The organism is Pseudoalteromonas sp. NFXS39 (genome assembly GCF_040148775.1).
GTDB classification, from domain to species: domain Bacteria; phylum Pseudomonadota; class Gammaproteobacteria; order Enterobacterales; family Alteromonadaceae; genus Pseudoalteromonas; species Pseudoalteromonas apostichopi.
The window spans coordinates 252,350-272,289 of the sequence record NZ_JAGDEC010000005.1; the positions used below are offsets into that span (position 1 = coordinate 252,350).

Annotated in this window: 19 protein-coding genes; 15 read left to right on the forward strand and 4 right to left on the reverse strand. The window is 39.6% G+C overall.

The genetic code is table 11. The annotated features are described in order from the left end of the window. The first annotated feature begins 89 nt into the window (after positions 1–89). The 7 genes from J3455_RS11505 (at position 90) to J3455_RS11535 (ending at position 8,692) form a co-directional block, all read left to right on the forward strand. Positions 90–1,676 (forward strand): ABC-F family ATPase, encoded by a 1,587-nt coding sequence (locus J3455_RS11505; protein WP_130052292.1) that lies wholly within the window; start codon positions 90–92, stop codon positions 1,674–1,676. Between the two features lie 148 nt (positions 1,677–1,824). Next, entirely contained in the window at positions 1,825–2,307 is a 483-nt protein-coding gene (gene purE, locus J3455_RS11510) for a 5-(carboxyamino)imidazole ribonucleotide mutase (RefSeq protein WP_054553887.1), read from the forward strand. A 1-nt stretch (position 2,308) separates the two neighbouring features. Further along, positions 2,309–3,457, forward strand: coding sequence for a 5-(carboxyamino)imidazole ribonucleotide synthase (locus J3455_RS11515; protein WP_349561759.1), 1,149 nt, complete (start codon positions 2,309–2,311; stop codon positions 3,455–3,457). A 317-nt stretch (positions 3,458–3,774) separates the two neighbouring features. Then, entirely contained in the window at positions 3,775–4,005 is a 231-nt protein-coding gene (locus tag J3455_RS11520; RefSeq protein WP_130051519.1) for a DUF2798 domain-containing protein, read from the forward strand. Continuing rightward, positions 4,002–4,934: a YeiH family protein gene (locus tag J3455_RS11525; protein ID WP_349561760.1), complete on the forward strand. Its 933-nt coding sequence runs from the start codon at positions 4,002–4,004 to the stop codon at positions 4,932–4,934. The genes J3455_RS11520 and J3455_RS11525 overlap by 4 nt, the downstream gene beginning before the upstream one ends. Next, positions 4,931–6,094 carry an endonuclease/exonuclease/phosphatase family protein gene (locus J3455_RS11530; RefSeq protein ID WP_130051517.1) on the forward strand — a complete coding sequence of 388 codons (1,164 nt, stop codon included), beginning with the start codon at positions 4,931–4,933 and terminating at the stop codon, positions 6,092–6,094. Before J3455_RS11525 ends, J3455_RS11530 begins: the two co-directional genes overlap by 4 nt. A 105-nt stretch (positions 6,095–6,199) precedes the next feature. Then, complete coding sequence (locus J3455_RS11535; RefSeq protein ID WP_178926952.1) at positions 6,200–8,692, forward strand: prolyl oligopeptidase family serine peptidase; 2,493 nt, start codon at positions 6,200–6,202, stop codon at positions 8,690–8,692. A 73-nt stretch (positions 8,693–8,765) separates the two neighbouring features. On the opposite strand, the gene J3455_RS11540 is transcribed toward J3455_RS11535, so the two are convergent. Then, positions 8,766–9,359 (reverse strand): hypothetical protein, encoded by a 594-nt coding sequence (locus J3455_RS11540; RefSeq protein WP_286258348.1) that lies wholly within the window; start codon positions 9,357–9,359, stop codon positions 8,766–8,768. 53 nt (positions 9,360–9,412) lie between these two features. Continuing rightward, entirely contained in the window at positions 9,413–9,997 is a 585-nt protein-coding gene (gene rrtA / locus J3455_RS11545; RefSeq protein ID WP_349561762.1) for a rhombosortase, read from the reverse strand. Positions 9,998–10,082: 85 nt separating this feature from the next. Between rrtA and ggt the strand changes: the two genes are divergently transcribed. From ggt to J3455_RS11560, 3 genes are all read left to right on the forward strand, one after another. Continuing rightward, positions 10,083–11,840, forward strand: a complete 1,758-nt coding sequence (ggt, locus tag J3455_RS11550) for a gamma-glutamyltransferase (RefSeq protein WP_349561763.1) — start codon at positions 10,083–10,085, stop codon at positions 11,838–11,840. Between the two features lie 174 nt (positions 11,841–12,014). After that, positions 12,015–13,709 (forward strand): NAD-dependent malic enzyme, encoded by a 1,695-nt coding sequence (locus J3455_RS11555; RefSeq protein WP_349561825.1) that lies wholly within the window; start codon positions 12,015–12,017, stop codon positions 13,707–13,709. Positions 13,710–13,843: 134 nt separating this feature from the next. Beyond that, positions 13,844–14,560 (forward strand): SIMPL domain-containing protein, encoded by a 717-nt coding sequence (locus J3455_RS11560; RefSeq protein WP_130051512.1) that lies wholly within the window; start codon positions 13,844–13,846, stop codon positions 14,558–14,560. A gap of 1 nt (position 14,561) precedes the next feature. Here the strand turns inward: J3455_RS11560 and J3455_RS11565 are convergent, their stop codons facing one another. Next, positions 14,562–15,914 carry a DUF2254 domain-containing protein gene (locus J3455_RS11565; RefSeq protein WP_349561764.1) on the reverse strand — a complete coding sequence of 451 codons (1,353 nt, stop codon included), beginning with the start codon at positions 15,912–15,914 and terminating at the stop codon, positions 14,562–14,564. Between the two features lie 119 nt (positions 15,915–16,033). Here J3455_RS11565 and J3455_RS11570 point away from each other — a divergent pair, with 119 nt between their 5' ends. From J3455_RS11570 to J3455_RS11590, 5 genes are all read left to right on the forward strand, one after another. Beyond that, entirely contained in the window at positions 16,034–16,408 is a 375-nt protein-coding gene (locus J3455_RS11570; protein ID WP_130051510.1) for an MAPEG family protein, read from the forward strand. 1 nt (position 16,409) lies between these two features. Further along, positions 16,410–17,315, forward strand: coding sequence for a substrate-binding periplasmic protein (locus tag J3455_RS11575; RefSeq protein WP_349561765.1), 906 nt, complete (start codon positions 16,410–16,412; stop codon positions 17,313–17,315). After that, a complete protein-coding gene (locus tag J3455_RS11580; protein WP_349561767.1) occupies positions 17,312–17,944 on the forward strand; it encodes a sulfotransferase in 633 nt (210 codons plus the stop codon). The genes J3455_RS11575 and J3455_RS11580 overlap by 4 nt, the downstream gene beginning before the upstream one ends. Before the next feature lie 45 nt (positions 17,945–17,989). After that, positions 17,990–18,562 (forward strand): MiaE family protein, encoded by a 573-nt coding sequence (locus J3455_RS11585; protein WP_130051507.1) that lies wholly within the window; start codon positions 17,990–17,992, stop codon positions 18,560–18,562. A 169-nt stretch (positions 18,563–18,731) separates the two neighbouring features. Then, positions 18,732–19,103, forward strand: a complete 372-nt coding sequence (locus J3455_RS11590) for a hypothetical protein (protein ID WP_130051506.1) — start codon at positions 18,732–18,734, stop codon at positions 19,101–19,103. Here the strand turns inward: J3455_RS11590 and J3455_RS11595 are convergent. Further along, a complete protein-coding gene (locus J3455_RS11595) occupies positions 19,095–19,802 on the reverse strand; it encodes a metallophosphoesterase (protein WP_167657673.1) in 708 nt (235 codons plus the stop codon). The two genes, J3455_RS11590 and J3455_RS11595, sit on opposite strands and share 9 nt — an antisense overlap. Positions 19,803–19,940 lie beyond the last annotated feature (138 nt).

Genomic DNA, 19,940 nt, shown 5'->3' on the forward strand with positions numbered 1-19,940 from the left:
AATTAAACTTTCATGGCGTGCTAAGCGGCTTTAGTTTAAAATTGCCCGCAGTTTCGTTTTTACTTTTTTACCCGCTGGAGGGTACCGCTATCATTAGTACAGCTAATATCACCATGCAATTTGGTGCTAAACCTTTATTCGAAAATATTTCAGCAAAATTTGGCGATGGTAACCGTTACGGTTTAATCGGTGCGAATGGCTGTGGTAAATCAACCTTCATGAAAATCCTAAGTGGTGAACTTGAGCCATCTTCAGGTAATGTCAGCACAGATCCAAACGAACGTATTGCAAAACTAAATCAAGACCAGTTTGCTTACGAAGAGTTTTCTGTAATCGACACAGTAATCATGGGTCATAAAGAGCTGTGGGAAGTAAAAAAAGAGCGTGACCGTATTTACAGCCTACCTGAGATGAGCGAAGAAGACGGCATGAAAGTGGCTGATCTTGAAACTGAGTTTGCCGAAATGGATGGTTACTCAGCAGAAGCTAAAGCAGGTGAGTTACTAATTGGTGTAGGTATTGGTACAGAGCAACATTACGGCCCTATGTCTGAAATCGCACCGGGTTTTAAACTGCGTGTGTTACTTGCACAAGTGCTGTTTTCTGATCCAGATATCATGCTACTCGATGAGCCTACCAATAACTTGGACATATACACCATCAAGTGGTTAGAAGACGTGTTAAACCAGCGTGACTGTACCATGATCATCATTTCGCACGACCGTCACTTCTTAAACTCTGTATGTACACACATGGCTGACATCGATTATGGCGAGCTTCGTATTTACCCTGGTAACTACGATGAGTACATGTTCGCTGCAACGCAAGCTCGTGAGCGTCTACTTAGCGAAAACGCGAAGAAGAAAAGCCAAATTGCCGAACTTCAACAGTTCGTATCGCGCTTCTCTGCGAACGCTTCAAAAGCAAAGCAAGCAACATCACGTGCGAAACAAATCGATAAAATTCAGCTTGAAGAAGTTAAAGCATCTTCTCGTCAAAGTCCGTTTATTCGCTTTGAGCAAGAGAAGCAGTTATTCCGTAATGCGTTAGAGCTAACAAACTTAGCGCAAGGTTTCGAAGAGACCTTATTCAGTGGTCTTGAAGGCTTAGTTGAAGTAGGCGAGCGTATTGCGATTATCGGTGAGAACGGTGTTGGTAAAACAACACTGTTAAATACTCTTGCTGGTCGTTTAGCACCAAAACAAGGTGAATTTAAATGGTCAGATAACGCTAATATTGGGTATTACGCACAAGACCATGCTGACGAGTTCGAACAAGACATGAACTTATTTGAGTGGATGGAACAATGGCAACAAGAAGGTGACGACGAGCAAGTTGTTCGTAGTTTCTTAGGTCGTATGCTGTTTTCACAAAACGACATCAAAAAGTCAGTAAAAGTGATTTCAGGTGGTGAGCAAGGCCGTATGCTGTTTGGCAAAATTATGATGCATAAACCAAACATCTTATTAATGGATGAGCCAACCAACCACATGGACATGGAATCTATCGAAGCGCTTAACTTAGCACTTGAAGCATACGAAGGGACATTATTGTTCGTATCACACGATAGACAATTTGTATCATCGCTTGCTAACCGTATTTGGGAAATCAAAGACGGCAAAGTTATCGACTTTAAAGGTACATACACTGAGTACCTAGCAAGCAAAGAAGCTTAATTAGCTGATGAGTGATTAAAAGCCATGCATGTCATGGCTTTTTTGTGCTTCTAGAGTCGCATCTTGATGTGAGTTAGGTATATAATACCCGCCACAAAATAAGGACAAAAGTCCGCTTTTTAGAAAACAATTTAACTGAGGTGTATTTATGACTGTTGGCATTATTATGGGTTCCAAATCAGACTGGCCAACGATGGAACATGCGGCGTTAATGCTAGAAAAATTCGGCATTGAATACGAAACTAAAGTTGTTTCTGCTCACCGTACCCCTCAATTACTTGCTGACTATGCAAGCTCAGCTGCAGATCGCGGTATTAAAATTATTATTGCTGGTGCAGGTGGTGCAGCGCACTTACCTGGTATGGCTGCGGCGTTTACATCACTGCCAGTTTTAGGTGTACCAGTTAAATCTAAAACACTAAATGGTGTAGATTCATTATTATCTATTTGCCAAATGCCTAAAGGTGTTGCGGTAGGTACTCTTGCAATTGGTGAAGCTGGTGCTGCTAATGCTGGCCTTTTAGCGGCACAAATTTTAGGTTGCCAACAGCCTGAAATCTTCGCAAAAGTTGAAGCATTCCGTAAAGAACAAACAGACACAATCTTAGCTAACCCTAATCCTGCAGAGTAATATGAATATTCTAATTTTAGGTGCAGGCCAGTTAGCTCGTATGATGAGCTTAGCGGGTGCACCGCTTGATTTAAATGTTGTTGCCTACGATGTGGGTAGTAAAAAAATCATTCACCCATTAACTGGTGAAGTTCGTAACAGCACATTACAACAAGCTATTGATAACGCAGACGCTATCACCGCAGAGTTTGAACACATTCCTGATGATGTACTAACACTGTGCTGTCAAAGCAATAAGTTTTATCCGGGTAAAGCGGCAATTAAAACAGGTGGCGACCGCGCACTTGAAAAAGCATTACTTGATAAAACAAATGTTGAGTGTGCGCCTTACCAATTAATTACAGAAAAAGCGCACCTTATCGCTGCTGTAGAGCGCTTAGGCAAGCCGCTTGTGATCAAAACCTGCCAAGCGGGTTACGATGGTAAAGGCCAATGGCGTTTAAAGTCAGATGACCAAATTGACCAAATCTGGTCAGAAATGGCAGATTTCATTGCATCTGGCACCGAGAGTGCTCCGCACTCTATTATCGCAGAGAAGATGATCCCATTTGACCGTGAAGTATCTATCATTGGTGCACGCGACAAAGCGGGTAACACAGTTATTTACCCATTAACTGAAAATCAACACACCAATGGTGTGCTTACGCTTTCAGTTGCGGGTAAAGAAAAAGCAGCGATTCAAGAACAAGCCGAGCTGGCATTTAACAAGTTAGCGCAAGAGCTTGACTATGTAGGTGTATTAGCAATCGAGTTTTTTGATGTACAAGGTACGTTATTAGTTAACGAAATTGCGCCACGCGTTCATAACTCTGGTCACTGGACACAGCAGGGCACTCATTGCTCACAGTTTGAAAACCACATGCGCGCTGTTGCAGGTCTGCCATTAGGTAGTACAAAGTTACTTCGTCCAACAGCAATGATTAATGTATTAGGTCAGCCTTCAATCCCACACTCAGTACTAGCAACGCAAGACGTTACTAGTCACTGGTATGGTAAAACGGCTAAACCGGGTCGTAAGATGGGTCATATCAATGTATCTGCTGATAACCTTCACCAATTAGGTGAGCGTTTAGCAGCACTTGCCGAAATCTTGCCTGAGCAAGACTACCCAGGTGTAGCTGCTACCAGCACCCAACTTATTTTAAACTAATCAGTTTAAATTCTTAAAAGCCGAGTTTGTCTCGGCTTTTTAATCTCTATAACTTATACCAATCCGCAATAATACTTAATCATTTTGAGGGATTAAACCTGTCGCTACCTGCGTTAAAAATTTCTCATTTAGAACAACTAAATAACGAAATTTTTGCCTTGTTATCAACAAGGTTTTCTTGCCTCAAAATAGACTACTTAGTTAAGCGAATTGGTATTACCCGCAAACTTCGCTAATTTTGTACCTCTTGTCTCAAAGCACTTGCGTCAGGAGCATCTTGCTATAGACTAATATTTTTATATTAATATTAGTTCGTTATGTTACATCCTCGATTTAGAACAGTCGTATTTGCGTTTTTTATGGCGCTGTTTATGTCTGGATTTATGTCTTTAGTGATCAGTATTTTTAACCTTGGTTTAATCGATAACATTGCAGCCATTTGGCTTAAAGCATGGGCTTTTGCTTTTTGTGTCGCATTTCCTACCGTTATTTTAGTCGCACCTGTGGTTCATAAGTTAACCAATAAATTTATCAGAGCACCGTTGTGATAGCCGAACGCCCAAAACAATTTCTTTTTATTGCACTATTTTTAGCATCGGCCTTACCTTTTGTAGGCTCTGCTACGGCACTTGTTGTTGGTGCTTTGTTTGCTATGGTTTTAGGTAATCCATTTGCAATTCAGTCACAAAAAATTAGTAAATGGATGCTAAAGTTAGCTGTTATTGGCTTAGGCTTTGCTGTTGATTTTAGTCAAGTAATAGAAGTAGGGCGCAGCTCAATTGTACTTACTATTGTCAGTATTACCGCGATTATTGGTCTTGGCGAAATTTTATCTCAGTTGTTTAAGTTAAATAAAAATACCGGTGTACTCATATCATTTGGTACCGCAATTTGTGGTGGTAGCGCAATTGCAGCAATGGCGCCAGTTATCAAGGCAAAAGATCACGAAGTCGCGATATCTTTAGCAGTAGTTTTTTTACTTAACGCACTTGGCTTGGTGTTATTTCCAATGATTGGTCATTATTTGGGCCTGACTGAGCATCAATTTGGGGTATGGGCGGCACTGGCTATTCACGATACTAGTAGTGTAGTTGGGGCCTCAGCTGCTTATGGCGCATCAGCTCTTGCAATTGCCACCACTATCAAGCTCACTAGAGCGATGTGGATCATACCGTATACTAGTATCGCAGGTGTTTTTTGGAAATCAGATGAAAAAGCCAGTATCCCATTGTTTATATTTGGGTTTTTAGCAGCTGCATTGATCAACTCAAGCTTCCCTGAGTACCAAACACTCTGGCATGCACTTAATGTTGGCGCTAAACAAGTTTTGGTAATAACCTTATTTTTGATTGGAAGTGGTTTATCAATTTCGGTCTTAAAACAAGCGGGCATTAAACCTTTTATCATGGCGATGATCTTATGGATCATTGTCAGCAGTATTATTTTACTACTTATTGTAGACGGATTTATTTCATGAAAAACGCTTTATTAACTTCTTCAATAGCACTGACTGTAGGCTTATTTGCTAACAATGTATCGGCTGCTGATTTACGAGTTGCCACCTTTAACGTAAGTATGGACGCAACCAACTATGCAAAAAAAGGTGAAGCGATTGATAAAGATGCTTTAAGCAAAGCTTTAGCGAGCAACCACCAGCAAATACGCAACATTGCCGAAATAATTCAGCGTGTAAGACCGGATGTTATTTTACTTAATGAGTTTGATTATATTGATGCAGACAAAGGCATCAACGTATTTCGTAAAAACTACCTGCAAGTATCACAAAATAAGCAGGTTGCTATCGATTACCCGTATTACTTTATTGCACCCGTTAACACCGGTTTAGCTACCGAGTTTGACCTAGATAACGATGGTGTAAAGGGGCATTACAAAGGTGATGCTCAAGGTTTTGGCTTCTTTGAAGGGCATTATGCAATGGCTGTATTGTCTCGCTATCCAATCGATTTAGATAAAGCGCGCACACTACAAACATTCAAATACAAAGACATGCCAAATGCACAAATGCCTATAGACCCTAAAACAGGTAAAGACTGGTACTCTGCGGAGGAATGGCAAGCAATTCACCTAAGCTCTAAATCATTTTGGGATTTACCAATTGATGTAAAAGGAAAAACGCTTCATTTGCTTGCTTCGCATCCAACGCCGCCGGTTTTTGATGGTGATGAAGACCGTAACGGTAAGCGTAATCATGATGAAGTACGCCTGATTGCAGACTACATCAATAATGCTAACTATATTTATGATGATAAAGGCCAAAAAGGGGGCTTAAAAGCGAAAAGCCGCTTTGTGATTGTGGGTGATTTAAATGCTGCGCCAGAAGGGGGGAAGGCTCGCCCGAATACCACAGACCAAATTTTAAAAAACCCATTAGTGAATACCTCTTTTACGCCAACAAGCAAAGGTGCTAAAGAGTCGTATAAAGAAGATTTCGCTAAAAACTATACCGCTTATTGGCAAGCTCGTGCTGATTACGTATTACCATCAAATTATGGTATTGAGATTAACGATGGTGGAGTTTTTTGGCCACAGAAAAGCTCTGAACTGTTCCGTTTAATTAAAGATCGTAACGCATCGTCTGATCACCGTATGGTATGGCTTGATATCAGTTTAAAATAAGCTGTTATTAAACGGAAAAGTTTGGCTGTTTATCCTATAAAAATTGCTATTTCATCAGTGCTTCTGCTTAAATAGGGCGAATTATAATAACCCGTAAGAAGCACTATGAAATTCAAAACCACTGCTAATAAAACGTTAGTGGCTCTCGCAGTCGCATCTAGCTTCATGCTAGCAGGTTGTCAATCAACCGCCTCAACGCCTTCTGAAGAACAAGTTACCAATGTAGCCCCAGTTGTTGCTACTCCTGCCGATACAGGTTCAGCTGAAATCACGTTAGAGCAAGCAATGGCTCATCCTGATTGGTTAGGTCGTCAGCCTGAGCGTGCTTTCTGGAACGGTGATTCTAACAGTATCGTTTATGCACAAAAGCAACAAGGCAATGAGTTACGCGATTTATACGTTCAAGCGGTAAATAGCCAATCTGCATCACAATTAGCGTTAAATAAACTACACACTGTAGGCGCTAAAAACGCAGTTTACTCAGCAGATAAAAAGCAACAGGCTTATGCATTTGAAGGTAATATCTTCATTAAAAACTTAAGCACTGGACAAATTACGCAAATTACACACGACAGCGCAAAGCAATCAAAACCACAGTTTTTAACTGATGGTAGCCTTGCTTATCGCCAAGGTAATGCTTTTTATAAAGTTGATTTAGCAACGGGTCGTCAAGTTGAATTAGTTAACTTACACCTAGATGATGCACCTAAAGGTGTACAAGAGCCAGACACTTATATTGCAAAAGAGCAACACAAACTAATTGATTACATTGCGCTTACTCATAAAAACAAAAAAGATCGTGAAGAGCGTAAAGCACAAATCAACGAACAAAACGACAGCATTGCTAATGCACAGTTTTATTTAGGTAAAGGTAAGCGTTTAGCAGATGTACAGCTTTCACCAAATGGCCAAGCACTTGTTGCAGTAACCACAGAAAACCGCTCATGGCGCGATGAAGGCGATATCATGCCTAATTACATTGCCGATGATGCGCGCGTAAAAGCAGAAAAAGTACGCCGTCGTGTTGCTGATGAAAAACCAATCAGCTCAGACGTTGTTTACATTGACCTTAAATCAGGCGAGCAAACAACCCTAGCATTCGATACTTTACCTGGTTTTGATGAAGACGTTCTTGCAGCTGTTAAGAAAGAAAACTACGCTCGTGATGGCAAAACTTATAAGTCTGAAAAAGCACCACGTGCCATCAACCTAATGATGGATTGGGGTTGGGACCAGAGTGCTATCCAATGGAACACAGACGGTTCACAAGTGGCTCTTATGCTTGAAGCATGGGACAACAAAGACCGTTGGTTAGCCACTGTTGATACACAAAACAACAAGCTTGTTTCACAACACCGTCTACATGACGATGCGTGGGTAAACTATGCATACAATGATTTTGGTTGGTTGAACAACTCAGATACCCTTTACTATTTATCTGAAGAGTCTGGTTACAGCCACATTTACAAAAAGCCACTAAACGGTAAAGCAACGCAGCTTACTAAAGGCCAATTTGTTGTTTCTAACTTAACGTTAACGGATGATAACTCAGCAATTTACTACAAAGCTAACGTTGAGCACCCAGGTCTTTACGAAATCTATCGTGTAAACCCTGCAAACGGTGAATCTGAGCAAGTAACCAACCTCGATGGTATGACTGACTACCAGTTAAGCCCAGATGAAAGCAAACTATTGCTAACTCACTCAAAAATTATGTCGCCACCTGAGCTTTATGTTGCTGATGCAAAAGCAAATACCCAAGCAACTCAGTTAACGCACACGGTCTCTGATGAGTTCTTAGCGAAGAAACTAATCGCACCTAAGATTGTTGCTGTGCCTTCAAGCCACACTGATCAGCCAATTTACGCAAAAGTATATTACCCAGCTGATTATAAAGAAGGCGAAACGGGTAAAAACCGTAAAGCGGTTATCTTTAACCACGGTGCTGGTTACCTACAAAACTCACACATGGGTTGGTCTGGTTACTTCCGTGAGTTTATGTTCCACTCACTACTTGCTTCAGAAGGCTACGTAGTAATGGACATGGACTATCGTGCATCGAAAGGTTACGGCCGTGATTGGCGTACAGCTATTTATCGTCAAATGGGTACACCTGAGATCCAAGATTTAGCAGATGGCGTAAGCTGGATGGCAGACAACGCAAATGTAGATACACAAGCTGTAGGTACTTATGGTGGTTCTTACGGTGGTTTCATGACGTTTATGGCGCTATTCACACAGCCTGATTTATTCAAAGCAGGTGCTGCACTTCGTCCAGTAACTGATTGGGCTCACTACAATGGTCCTTATACGTCTAACATCTTAAACCACCCAGATGTTGATCCAATTGCCTATGAAAAGAGCTCACCAATTTATTTTGCTGAAGGTCTTAAGAGCCATTTATTGATTAATGCGCCTATGGTTGATGACAATGTATTCTTCCAAGACTCAGTACGTTTAGTACAGCGCTTAATTGAGCTTGAAAAAGAAAACTTTGAAACAGCTATCTTCCCAGTTGAACCACATGGTTTTGTACAACCATCAAGCTGGTTAGATGAATACCGCCGTATTCATAAGCTATTTAAAGAAACCCTGTAATCCAATAGCGTAAATGAAAAACAGCCACTTTAAGTGGCTGTTTTTGTTTGTAATAGAATTTATCTAAAAGGGGTTATTTGCAGTAAAATTCACTCACATCGAGCACAGTTTTACCTTCCTCTGAGTCGTTTTGAAAAATTAGATCATCCCCCTCTAGGCTCATTTCATAGTCTCTCATCCATGATAGATTGGCTATTAACTCCAATTCATAGCGATTAAAGGAAGCAGGGCACTTTAAATACACATAATGGTGCGCTTTTCCAAAAGCACCTGGGTCTGCTGTATAAACATAAAAAGTACGGTTATTAAAAGTTTGCTCTTGATAAATGTAATCTTTATTTGAGCTGAAAGTTGCATCCAAAAATACAACTAAGGACACTGCCATGAACATCAAACAAGCATACAAAAAGCTTATTATAATTAAGGTGTTGGCGAATATTCTATTGTTAAAAAGCGTTCTAACTTCTTGGTATTTCATGAGCAATAAAGTAAAGCCTAAAATAGATGAGCTAAGTATTATTACATTGGTTACCTGAGAAACATCACTCATATACCTAGGTGATACAAAATTTAAATTAATATATGAGCTTAAAAAGCCAAGCAGCAATGGGCCATAAAGACAAAGCAAGATGAGGCTTAGATAAAAGCGGCCTTTATTTTCTTTCATTTAAAGTTCCTTTTTCTAGCTAATAAAGAGCTGTAATAAGAAAGCGAGTAAGGTTACTCGCGATTTCTTATTATTTTTATAAAGACAGGCAAAGCGAGTAGAGTGCCGCCAATTGCGCCGATAAAGTGGGCGTCAATGGCAACATTAGAGGCGATTAACTGACTCACCGAATCACTCGGGCCTGCTATTTGCTCCCAAATCACTTTAGCCCAAGTACCAGCGAACAATAACCAGCCTGATAGCATGCCTGCTTGTACATCTTTAACTGCACCCCAAATAATCACACCATGCAGAAGGGCACTTAATCCGGTGTAAATTTCGATATCTGGGCAAAATAGCCAGACACCTAATCCACACCATAATGCAAGAATAGTAATATTAAACGCATAGCGAGCAGGGCTTGTATGCTCAGCATGCAAGGCCCAAATTAATAAAATCCCGGCACAATTCAGGCCTAAATGGGGCCAATTTGCGTGTACAAATTGGCTGGTGAAAATACGCCAAAATTCACCATTTGCAACTAAATCACGGTTAAATTCAAGATATTCATTTAAGTTGAAAGTTGCAAACAACGAACTAAGTAGTACTAAACACAAAGGAGGCAGAATATATTCTAGTTTCAGGGGCAGGTTTATCATGTTATTTTTATTGTATCTGAGATTGTCGCCTATTGTGCACGTTTAATTTTAAGATGCCAAATACACTACGGGATTAAGTTTATTTATGTTATTCAAAACCAAAGCGCTGTTAGCTCTGTCCACTTCATTAATTTATTCAACTGCTATTTTTGCTACCCCTGCAAAAGTTGAGACTCGCGAACCTGAAGCCGCAACAGGCTTTGCTCATAAACAGGTTGTTGAAGGCGATAAGTACATGGTCGCTGCCGCAAACCCTTATGCAGTTAAAGCTGGCCAAAAAATGCTTGAACTAGGTGGCTCTGCAGTTGATGCTGCAATTGCAACTCAACTTGTTTTAACACTGGTAGAACCGCAATCGTCGGGGATCGGTGGTGGTACATTTATGATGTACTTTGATAATAAAACAAAAAGCCTTACTAGTTTTGACGGTCGAGAAACTGCACCAAGTAACGCTGACGAAACACTCTTTTTAGATAAACACGGTAAAGCTGTGAAATGGATTGAAGCGGTGGTAGGCGGTCGCTCTGTAGGTGTACCTGGTATTTTAGATGCCTTTGCCACTGCTCATAAGCGTTACGGAAAGTTAGACTGGCAAACCTTGTTTGGCCCTGCTATTGAATTGGCTGATAAAGGCTTTATTGTATCACCGCGTTTACATCAGTTACTCGCTAAAGAGTTAAACCCAGGGGTTACAAAGCTACCTGTTATTCGTGATTATTTCTTCCCAGATGGTAAACCGCTTGCAGTTGGCGCTGTTAAGAAGAACCCAGAGCTTGCCGCACTTTATAAAGATATTGCTAAACAAGGTATTGATGCTTTTTATAAAGGTGAAAATGCAAAAGAACTTGTCAATGCAGTGCAAAACTCAGCGGTAGCACCGGGTACTTTGAGTGTTGAAGACTTAGCTAATTACAAAAGCAAAGAACGAGCACCTGTATGTGTTGATTATCGCCAGTATGAGGTTTGTTCAATGGCTCCACCAAGTAGTGGTGGTGTAGCTGTATTACAGATTCTGGCCTTACTTGAACACAAAGATATGGCTAAGCTTCAACCAAATTCAGTTCAAGCTCTGCATTACTTTACACAAGCATCGCGTTTAGCGTTTGCAGATCGTAACGTGTATATGGGCGACCCTGATTTTATGCCAATCCCTACACAAGGTTTACTTGATAAAGATTACCTTGCAGGTCGAGCAAAGCTTATCTCTGAAAAAGATGCCCACGCTGAAGCAGGCACACCACCAAACTCACTTGCTTATGCACAGGATGATGCTTACGAATTACCATCAACCACCCATGTATCGATTGTGGATAGCCAAGGTAATGCAGTGTCAATGACAAGTTCTATCGAAATGGCATTTGGTTCAACAGTAATGGTGAACGGGTATATTTTGAACAATCAGCTAACTGACTTTGCTTTATCACCAACAAAAAATGGTAAGCCGTTAGCCAATCGTGTTGAAGCAGGTAAACGTCCGCGTAGTTCAATGTCGCCAGTAATGGTGTTTAACAAAGATGGCAGCTTACGCTTGGTAGTCGGTTCACCGGGTGGTAGCCGCATTATTGATTACGTTGCTCAAGTGGTTGTGGGTGTGCTTGATTGGAACTTAGATGCGCAAACTGCAATTAACTTACCGCGCATTACTAATCGTAATAATTACACAAGCCTAGAAAAGGGCACTGAACTTGCCAACGCTGAAGCCGAATTTGTTAATCGTGGACATACAGTTCGTATCTTAGATTTAAACTCTGGTTTACATGCTGTTGAAGTAAAAGACGGTAAGCTTTATGGCGCAGCCGATCCTCGCCGTGAAGGCATCGCTTTAAGTGATAAAAGCCACTAAAAACAAGCTCAGCAGCCTTAAAGCTGCTGAGTTTTCATGTATACTATCTAGTAAGCTCTTTAGAGCATAAAATTCATTTTCTTCAATGGTCTGACAAGGTGAATTGTCATTGCAATTTCGCCTTCAAGAGTAATAATGTCAGATCATAATTATGACGCATCAAAGCTTGGAAATATGACTACAAATACCGATCCAAATTATCTTTATATTCCTTATTCAGGCCCAGGTCTGATCGAAACGCCACTATTAAATAAAGGCAGTGCTTTTTCACAAAAAGAAAGGGAAAATTTCAACTTAGCCGGTTTACTGCCACCGCGTTATGAAACGATCGAAGAACAAGTTGAGCGTTGTTACCAGCAGTATTCAAGCTTTAGCGATAATTTAAACAAGCACATTTACCTTCGTGCTATTCAAGATAACAACGAAACACTTTACTACCGTTTAGTGCGTGATCATCTTGAAGAAATGATGCCAATTATCTATACACCAACAGTAGGTGATGCCTGTGAGAAGTTCTCAGACATTTACCGCAGTGCCCGTGGTCTATTTATCTCTTACGAAGATCGTTTCCAAATTGATGATATTTTACGTAACGCCACTAAAGGCAAAGTAAAAGTTATCGTTGTAACTGACGGTGAGCGTATTCTTGGTCTAGGTGACCAAGGTATAGGTGGTATGGGTATTCCAATTGGTAAATTATCACTATACACAGCGTGTGGTGGTATTAGCCCAGCTTACACGTTACCAGTAATGATTGATGTTGGTACGAATAACGAAAAACTGCTAAACGACACTATGTACATGGGTGCTCGTCATAAACGTATTTCGCAAGAAGAGTATGACGAATTCTTAGATCTATTCATCAAAGCTGTTAAACGTCGTTGGCCAAGTGTGTTACTTCAGTTCGAAGACTTTGCACAACCAAATGCAATGCCATTATTAAAACGCTACCGTGATGAAATCTGTAGCTTTAACGATGACATTCAAGGTACTGCTGCAGTAACAGTAGGTTCTTTATTAGCTGCATGTCGTGTTAAAGGCTCGAAACTTTCAGAGCAAAAAGTCGTGTTTGTCGGAGCAGGTTCTGCTGGCTGTGGTATTGCTGAGCAAATTATCAGTACTATGGTTGCTGAAGGTATCAGTGATGAGCAAGCTCGTTCTCAAATCTTCATGGTTGACCGTTTTGGTTTACTTACTGAAGGCATGGAAGGCTTACGTGACTTCCAACAAGCCCTTTGCCAATCTAAAGACGGTTTGAGCGAGTGGACATACAGTGGTGAGTACGCATCTTTATTAGATGTAATGCACTGTGCGCAACCAGACATCCTAATTGGTGTATCTGGCCAACCTGGTTTATTCACAGAACAAGTTATTCGTGCAATGCACGCTTCTTGCCCACAACCGATTATCTTCCCGTTAAGTAATCCGTCTAAGCAAGTTGAAGCACTTCCTTCAGACGTAATTGAGTGGACAGACGGTCAAGCGATTGTTGCCTCTGGTAGCCCATTTGATCCGGTTGAGTATAACGGCCAAACTTTCCCAATACCGCAATGTAACAACAGCTACATTTTCCCGGGTATTGGTTTAGGTGTTATTGCTGCTAAAGCAACACGAATTACAGATGCGATGCTGATTGTATCAAGTGAAACTCTGGCAGAGTCTTCGCCACGTGCTAACACAGGTAAAGGTAGCTTATTACCAGCACTTACTGAAATCCAATCATTAAGTAAACGTATTGCGTTTGCGGTAGCTAAAAAAGCCATGGAAGAAGGTGTGGCACTTGAGCTGAGCGATGAAGCGCTATGGGCTGCAATTGAGAAAAACTATTGGCTTCCAGAGTACCGTAACTATAAGCGTCGTAGTATCTAAGCTATAACACGTTGAGTTATTGAAAAAACAGGCTTTAATGCCTGTTTTTTTATATTGTTTTAAAAGGCCTTGTTCATATTCAATTAACTCTTTAAGGTGATAATGAACGGAGTTAATAATTAAGGAACAGTATTATGCGTAAGTTAATTTTCACCGCGATGGCCACCGCGCTAAGCTTTAATGCGTTAGCACAAGCTACACCTGATGCACCGCATATTTACATTCAAGGCAACGCAACTATCAAAGCTATCCCTGATAACGTTAAACTAACAGTGGGTATTGTTGAAGTAGATAAAGATTTAATTGCCGCTAAAAACAAAGCCGATGCAACCATGGCAAAAGCTATTAAGCTTGCTAAAAGCCAAGGTGTGAATGAAAAGGGCATTTATGCGTCTAATATCTCTATACACCGCCAAACAGAATACAACCGTGAAACAGGCAAGCAAAACTTTGTCGGCTATAGAGTAACGCGCAGTCTATCTGTTACTTTAACTGATATTAAAAAGTACCCAATTATGCTTCAGCAATTGGTGAACGCGGGCATAAATGAAATTAATCAAACGCAGTTTATATCTAGCCGTTATGAAGAGTTACAAAAGCAAGCTCAAAAACTGGCAATTAAAGATGCGCGTGATGCCGCAAAAGAGTTTGCCAGTGATTACGGGGTAGAGCTTAAAGGTCTTTATACCGCTTCTAATAGCCCACTAGAAACAGGAAACCAGCCTTATATGCGTGCAAGTAAAATGGTTATGGCTGAAGCTGCACCAGATAACTATGTACCTGATGCATACAACGGTGGCGAGCTTACGATCACAGCTAGTAGCTATGCCGTTTACTTAATAGAAAATTAGTCTATTGATTGCTGGTGAAGCTTGCCAGCAATTTTTCACCTTGTTGCTCTGAAATACGGGCTATGGCTTTAAGCATATTAGTAATTTGTTCTCGGTCATACTCATTACTAATATGCGTATCGATATCTTCAATAATCGCCCCTAAATAAACAAACAAACTATCTGTTGCTTTTTGGTTATCAGATGCTCTAAACAATATATTTTTAAAAGCTTCAAGTACGTTAACCATGACATAGGCGTCATTTTTTGCGTAGTTACGAATAGGCGTAAAGTTATCGTGCAGTAGCTCATCGAATGATGTTTCGTGTATATAAAGGTGTGGTTGATTGTTCTCGCATCGTTTAAGCGAGTAATTAACATCATAAATATCTAAACGTAAAATCAATAAGATACTCAGCATATCAATGGCTTTTACCGCAGTGCCAGGATCATTAATCCCCGGACTCATGGCTTTTACTGCAATTTCTGAGATTTGTGTCATACCGTAGCGGTAATGGTCGCTGATATACTCTTCGATATAAAAGATAAAACAGTTTAGTAGTTGCTCTACAAGCTCTGGGTTGTCAGATAAGTCAGTATCACATTTTAAAAACGGATAACCTTTAACCGTAAAGAAGCCTTGCTTAACCGAGATATAAATTTTTATACCGTGCTGTTGGCACAATGCACACAATTTATCGCTATGTGCGCCTTTAAAGTAGCCTTCTGTTTTACTTTTTATGCTAAGCCAGTCATCAAAGTCAGGAAAATGCTCAACTGGGTTTTCTTGTTGCATATTAATAATGCATTTAAGCTCGCCTTTGGTATTTTTAAATAGATCGTTTAACACATTATCGACCTGAATCGCTTTAGAAATTGAGTGAATAAAAAACACAAAAAATCCCAGCGAAATCAAACCAAAAACCAAAGAAAAGAAGATACCCAAAGATGGAATTCCCATATCTCCATCACCAATGGTACGTATGTTTATCAACATTAATATAGTGTAGATAATACTACCAAGATAAAAGCCAAGCACTAATTGGTGCGATTTACGGGTAATTAGTCCAGGTAATACTCGAGGAGAAAGGCTAGCACTGGCGCTGTTTAGCACTACCATAACCATAGAAAAGCTAAAAACCGTTAACGAGATAATGCTTCCTGCAAGCGTACTGAGGATAGTTCGGGCGTTTTCTTCGCTGTCGACCAACAACACGCCAATCAGCTTTTTAAACTCCATTGATAGTGAAGAGTACTCTACTGCAATGCTAATTAATCCGAAAATCAAAAACATGACAGAGAGCATTGAAGGGTAAAAACCGATACTACTTACCATTTCACGGTAATTATCGGCAATTTTTCTTGGCGTAAACATGCACTTCCTTAAGAACTGTTAGACATTAAATATCATACTGAGCTAACCTAACTACTTACTTAACAGCCTAGCAATAAACAGTGCTAAGCGTCTAACTTTAAATAAAAATTGGAAAAACTGTGATTGTTTCAACTTTTGCTGCCATTTTGGCCATTTTATACATCCAACTTAGCTTTCGTGTAATTAAACTTCGTAAAGCAAAACGTATTTCACTAGGCGATGGTGGTGATGCAAGCCTACAAGCAGCTATACGTACCCATGCTAATTTTATTGAATATGTGCCATTTTCATTGATTCTGCTATTTTTATTAGAGTATCAGGGTCTTCCTAGTCATTTCTGCTATATTTTAGGTTCAATGCTTGTTGCAGGCCGTTTTTGTCATAGTTATGCACTCGTTGATAATATAATGAAATTACGAGCGTTAGGAATGATACTCACCTTCTTAACTATTTTGATCAGTGCAGTGATGTTATTAGTTACACAGGTATTCTAATATGCAGAAAGTTGTTTTTACTCTTACCTTACTGTTTTTAATAAATATTTGTTCGGCAAATGTAAAAACAATCAATGCAAAAAAAGCGGTTGCTATTCCACCTGAAACTCTTAGGGTAATTTACCCTAAGACTTTGCCAAACCTTGATGAAAGTTTACTTTATCCTCTTATATTGCTTCGTACCGCACTTGAGAGAAGTGGTTATAATTTTACTTTAACACCGTCACCAAGACTATTAGGACAAAACAGAGTTCTTAGAGAAATAGCAACTGGAACTGGTATTAATGTGTATTGGAGTATGACCAATACTGAACGTGAAAAAATGTTATTGCCATTGAGAATTCCTATTTTTAAAGGACTGTTCGGGTGGCGTTTAATGTTTACAACTAAAAGGCAATTACCTTATCTAAGCCAAATCAAGACATACGACGATCTCAAAAATATTATATTTATACAAGGCCAGCACTGGCCTGACACAGATATTTTAAAAGGCAACAATTTAACTGTGGCTACTTCTCAAGATTTTGAGTCATTGTTCGTTATGCTTGATAAAGGAAGAGGGCAGTTATTTCCACGCTCTATACTCGAAATAGAGGAGGAAAAGGCTAATTTCGAGAAAAAAATCGACTTGGTTGTTCTTCCGCAACTAATGCTTAAATATAAAAGCCCTATTTATTTCTTTTTTAACAAAGATAAGCCTGAAATTGCAAAAGCGGTGAATGAGGGTTTAAAAGTTATGCGTAAAAACGGTGAATTTGACGAGCTATTCTTTAAATATAATCGTGATTTCATTAAAAATGCCCACGTTCATGACAAGATTATTATAGAATTGAACAATAACGAATTACCAAGGTTAACCCCAGTAGAAGATAAGTCGCTGTGGTTATCTATTGATAAGGTGCCATGAGCTCAAAAATTTTTATAATCGGTTTACCACGAACCGGCACAACCAGTATATGTAACAGCTTTTTAGAACTTGGCTATAAAACCTCGCACACAGCCTATACCCAACAAGCAATTACCAACGCAGACGTTATTGCCGACACCCCTGTATTTAGTGAATATGTTTTTCTCGATAAACACTTTGCAAACAGCCGCTTTATAAATCTTGAGCGCGACTTAGCTAAATGGCTACCATCAATCAGGCAGCTATTAACACGTATGCACACTAATTTAATGCGCCCAGACGGTGGCTTTAATATCCACTTAAAACGCTGTTATCTTGATGTGTTTGGCCACTATAGTTTGGCAGATTTAGAATCTGATGAGTATTTAACAGCCTGTTATCAGCGCCATCAACAGCAAATAGCAGATTACTTTAAAGGCTGTGAACATCAATTACTAACACTTAATGTTGCTGACCCTAATAGCCCGCAACTATTGCAGCATTTTTTAAGCACGGAACAACCAATCAGCTTTAAACAGCTTAATATTGGGGGCAAGGTCACAGCTTGGAATGACATAAAACACCCAGATAAAGTGTCATCAACCCGAAGTGGTAAAATTGATAAATCTCTTGGTTATAATCATAAGTAAAATACGCTAAAATCGCCGCCATTATAAGTTAAGTTGTTCCTTATTATGTTTGAATTAAAATACCACACGCCATTTGAATGGACAGAAGGAGTCTTGGCTGACTTCAATACCTTTTTACAAGATCATGCTGCAGCAGAAAAAAAAGCCTCTGGTATGGCTATGTCTATGCTTTCACACTACCCAGATCGTCGTAAGCTCGTTAAAGCTATGACTGATTTAGCGTTAGAAGAAATGATTCATTTTAAGCAAGTTTTAAAATTACTAATGGAACGTGATGTTTCACTTGGTAATGATCAAAAAGATCCTTACATCAAACAAATTCGCGCGGTTTTCAGAAATGGTCGTGATGAATTTTTAATGGACCGCTTATTAGTCGCAGGAGTTATAGAAGCTCGCGGACATGAGCGTTTTTCGCTTGTCGCTGAAGCCTTACCAGCAGGTAAAGAAAAAGAGTTTTATGTCGCGATTGCTAAATCAGAAGAAAAACATAAAAACTTATTCGTTGAACTTGCCTACGAGTATTTCGATAAGCAAGAAGTTGATGCTCGCCTTGAAGAAATTTTGATAGCAGAAGCTGAAATCTGTAAAAATATTCCATTTACAGCGGCACTTCACTAGTAGTGATGTTAATGTATTAGGCTAGTTTGCCTAATACATTAAACAACATTTAAAACAAGAATTAAGTATCTTGAAAATAGTTTTACCAATCCTAATTAATTAAATAAACAGCATACATTCATCTTCATCACCTATAGTTAGGTTAGTACCTAATTTTGAGGAATAGAGCATGAAATGGATGATGACTCTTACGACGTTGTCGTTAATAGGGATTGTAATCACCGGTAATTCAATTTATACAGAAGTGAAACTCTTTCGTTCGAATGACAAGCCATCCGAAATAACAGCAAGTATGTATCGTTCGTTAATTTGGCATAGCGATATCTATAAAGAAGAGCAATTTTTAAATACGGCACGAAGCTACTTCAGCGATGGCATAATTGATACCCGTGAATACAGTAAATTAACTAGCTTAGCGAATAAAGTTGCTGGCCCAATTATTTACATTCAAGAAAACGATGAGCAGCTGTGGCATGCACGGCTCACCTATAAAAAATACCTTGATGATCAAACTGTCGAACGACTGGCAAGCTTACATTGATGAAAACTGGTTTATCAGTGTTTTAAGCTCAACTATAGTAGGCTTACCACTGAGGTAATTAGTGTCAAGATGATAGCTATTACCTAGCCAATAAGGCTCTTTAGTGGTGTTATGACCGTGCACTGAAAAATCGATACTTGGGTTTATTACTGGCTTCTTTGCTTTGGTTAAAGCTCTATCCCAAAGTAGTAAACTAATAGCTTTTTCTTTATCTTTTGTTGGATTATTCCAATCCCAATCAGCGCACGTGGTATGCGAGAGGCCGATTTTTATACCAGCGTATTCAACAAAATAAGAAAGAGGGCACTTAAGAAGTTGCTGAAAGACAAATTTAAGCTCTTCATCGGTTGCTTGGGTGTGCCAATGGCCGCCATTTTCAACCCATAAGCGATAATAATCTTCATTATTTGCTAATAATGATTCAAGTAGCATGTGCTCGTGGTTACCTAAACACATGTTTACACCCAACTCTTTAAAACGTCTTAATAAAGCAATGCTGTTATCACCCCGGTCTATTACATCGCCGAGTGAAAAAAGAATATCCGTGCTTGGATTAAAATTGACAGAGCAGAGCGCCTGTTCAAATTTAGCTAAATCTGCATCTAAATCGCCAATGACAAAAACACGCTTATGTTCAGCAATTTGCAGCTTAACTTGAATAGGGTTTTGTGAGGCATGCTGGCTTTCAACTAAATTCAAAATAGATTCCTTTAAATGTTCAGTGGCTTAAGAGTAACATAACTCGTTGCCATTTAGGCAGTGGATGGTTATTATGAGAGCTCAATTTTTAGGAGTAGCCGCCAACATGAACATCTAAACCTGTTATCCAATTTCAAT